Raw genomic sequence first — 2914 nt, 5'->3', positions numbered from 1 at the left:
CGACATCGCGATCGCGGACGGTGCCACCGTCGTGGTCGACGGCCGTGGCGTTTCCGTGAACGGAGGGGATGGCGGATTCTGGCTCGGGCCGACCCTGATCGACGCCGTTTCGACCGACTCAGACGTCTATAAGCACGAGATCTTCGGGCCTGTGCTGTCGGTCGTGCGAGTCGCCTCCTATGACGAGGGCGTCGCGATCATCAACGCCAGTCCGTACGGCAACGGCACCGCGATCTTTACCAACGACGGGGGTGCCGCGCGCCGGTTCCAGCGTGAGGTGCAGGTCGGAATGGTGGGAATCAACGTGCCCATTCCGGTGCCGGTGGGCTACTACTCCTTCGGTGGCTGGAAGGATTCGCTCTTCGGCGACACCAAGGCGTACGGCGCGCAGGCCGTGCACTTCTACACCCGCGAGAAGGCGATCACCAGCCGCTGGCTCGACCCGTCGCACGGTGGCATCAACCTGGGGTTTCCGCAGAACTGAGGCTGGCGCCCAGGCGCTTGATGGGCGCGCCGGCGGCGGCGCTCAACTCTTCGAGGGTGGATGCCCCGTGCCGAGCTGCGGCGTGCACGATGATCGCGGCGCAGGCCAGGGAGTCTGCCAGCGCATTGTGATGCTCGAAGTCTTCGAAGCCCGCGGCCATCGCCGCAACCGGCAGCCGGTACGAGTTGAGGTGGTATGTCTTTCGGGCGACCTGCAGGCTGCAGAGGTAGTCGAGCGTGGGGGAGGGCAGGTACGACGCGGCACAGGATGCGGCGATGACTCCCATGTCGAACCCGGCGTTGTGGGCGACGAGAGTATCGCCGGAGACGAAGGACAGCAGGCCCGGCAGCTGTTCGCTCCAGAGGGCGGCGTCAGCGACATCCACCGCCATGATGCCGTGGATGCGCACATTACATTCGAGAAAATCGTCGTGCCCCAGCGGCGGGCGAATCAGCCAGTATGCGGTGTCGACCACACGGCCATCCCGAACCTTTGCCATGCCGACCGAGCAGGCGCTCGCCGCCGATCCGTTTGCTGTCTCGAAGTCGATCGCGGTGAAATCCAGGGGCACGTGATGATGGTCGCACGGGCCTCGGACACGGCATCGGCGCCCACGCCGTGGCGGGGGCTTCCGTCACGTGGCGGAGCGTTTGTTCTTGCCGCAGAGGGATTTCAATATCAACAAGCCCGGGTACCGTGGGAGTATGACCGAGCCGGCGTACCTGCCCGAACCTGTGAGTGCCCCCGAGCCGAGCGGGCCGACCGTGCCCGTCACCTACGACCGCGCGCTGAGCGAAATACCCGGTGCCTGGCGCGGTGTGATCGCGATCGTGCTGCTCGTCGTTGGGTTCCTGCTGCTGCAGATCGTGATCGGCGGGGTGGGAATCCTGATCGAGGTGGCCCGGGGCGCTCTTACTCTTGACGAACTTGCCAGTGGTGTCGTTCCGATCACCCCCGGCATCCTGCTCTCCACCAACATCTCCCTCGCCCTGCTGATCCCCCTCGCGATGGGACTGCAACGATGGCTGTTCGGCGCGAAAGTTGGCACGCTGGCCTCGGTTGCCGGTCGCTTCCGCTGGAGGTGGATGGGTCGCCTCGCGCTCGTCATCGTGCCCGTGTGGGTCGTCTACCTGGGGCTCGGCTTCCTGCTCGATCCCGGTGCGGACGTGCAGATCGACGGCGTGGCGCTGGCCCTCATCGCGATTGTGATCCTCACCACGCCGCTGCAGGCGGCAGGGGAGGAGTTCGGCGCGCGCGGGCTCATCCAGCGCTCAGCGGGTTCGTGGTTCCGAAATCCGGTCGCCGCGTTCGTGGTGTCGACACTCATCGCCTCGAGCCTGTTTGCGCTGGCACACCTCGCGGGCGACCCGTGGTTGATCGCGTACTACTTCGTGTTCGGAGCATCCATGTCGATCGCCGCTCGCGGCACGGGCGGGCTTGAGGCACCGGTGCTGATGCACGCCACCAACAACGTGCTCATTTTTCTTCCAGCGGTGCTGCTGGGCCAGCTCGAGCAGGGAATCGACCGCAGCGCGGGCACGGGTGGGCCGTTCATGCTGGTGCCAATGGCCGTGTGCCTGGTCGGCGCGGGTATCAGCATCCTGTGGGCGCGGCGAAACCGGATACAGGTGACGGCGCCGCCGATCGAGCGGCTCCGGCTGGCGCCCGTGGTGGCTCCTCAGGCGTGACGACAATGTGCTCCGAATCCCCCACTCGAATGACCACATCGAATGCTGCGCAGCACGCAGCATCGTTCGACAGCGCGGCCGAGTTGTATGAGCGCGCCAGGCCTTCGTATCCAGCGGAGGCCGTTGACTGGCTTCTGCCGGGCAACCCCCGCGAGGTTCTCGACCTGGGTGCTGGCACCGGAAAGTTCAGCCGCCTCTTCTCCGACCGGGTGTCAAGGTTGGTCGCGGTCGATCCGTCGGTCCGAATGCTCGATCAACTTTCGCTAATGCTGCCGTCCGCAGAAACTGTCGTTGCCTCGGCCGAGAATCTCCCGTTGCCAGATGACTCCTTCGACGCGGCAGTATGTGCGCAGGCCTGGCACTGGGTGGAGGCCACGACCGCGGCACACGAACTCGCCCGGGTGCTGCGCCCCGGCGGCACGGTCGGCATCGTCTGGAATTCGCGCGACGATCGTGTGGACTGGGTGGCGCGCATGGCGGAGATCATCAACGAGGCCTCACCGGAAGGTATCCTCGCCCATCCTCCGACCCTTCCGGAGCCCTTCGGTGCCACGGAGTTTCTCGAGCTCGACTGGCAGTGTGCGCTAACGAGACCCGAGCTTCGTGCGCTCGTCGCATCCCGAAGCCATTTCATCATTCAGGATGCTGCCGAGCAGCACCGTGTGCTCGCCGCGCTCGATGCCATGCTCGACGCACACCCCCAGACAGCCGGGCTCGAGCAGATACCGGTGCCGTACCGCAC

At 65.9% G+C, this 2914-nt stretch carries 4 protein-coding genes; 3 read left to right on the top strand and 1 reads right to left on the bottom strand.

All coding sequences use genetic code 11. The annotated features are described in order from the left end of the window. Positions 1-484 (top strand): aldehyde dehydrogenase family protein (locus RMN95_RS15515; RefSeq protein ID WP_309617810.1); only part of this gene is annotated, 484 nt, incomplete at its 5' end. On the opposite strand, the gene RMN95_RS15510 is transcribed toward RMN95_RS15515, so the two are convergent. Further along, on the bottom strand, positions 459-1055 hold the full coding sequence (locus RMN95_RS15510) for a 3'-5' exonuclease (protein WP_309617809.1): 597 nt from the start codon (positions 1053-1055) through the stop codon (positions 459-461). The genes RMN95_RS15515 and RMN95_RS15510 overlap by 26 nt on opposite strands. Before the next feature lie 133 nt (positions 1056-1188). Between RMN95_RS15510 and RMN95_RS15505 the strand changes: the two genes are divergently transcribed. Beyond that, positions 1189-2172: a CPBP family intramembrane glutamic endopeptidase gene (locus RMN95_RS15505; protein WP_309617808.1), complete on the top strand. Its 984-nt coding sequence runs from the start codon at positions 1189-1191 to the stop codon at positions 2170-2172. A 29-nt stretch (positions 2173-2201) separates the two neighbouring features. Beyond that, the coding region (locus tag RMN95_RS15500; protein ID WP_309617807.1) for a methyltransferase domain-containing protein at positions 2202-2914 on the top strand (713 nt) is incomplete at its 3' end.

It is taken from the genome of Salinibacterium sp., from assembly GCF_031364185.1.
In the GTDB taxonomy this organism is placed as follows: Bacteria; Actinomycetota; Actinomycetes; order Actinomycetales; family Microbacteriaceae; genus Rhodoglobus.
This window is presented reverse-complemented; position numbering and strand designations above follow the sequence as displayed.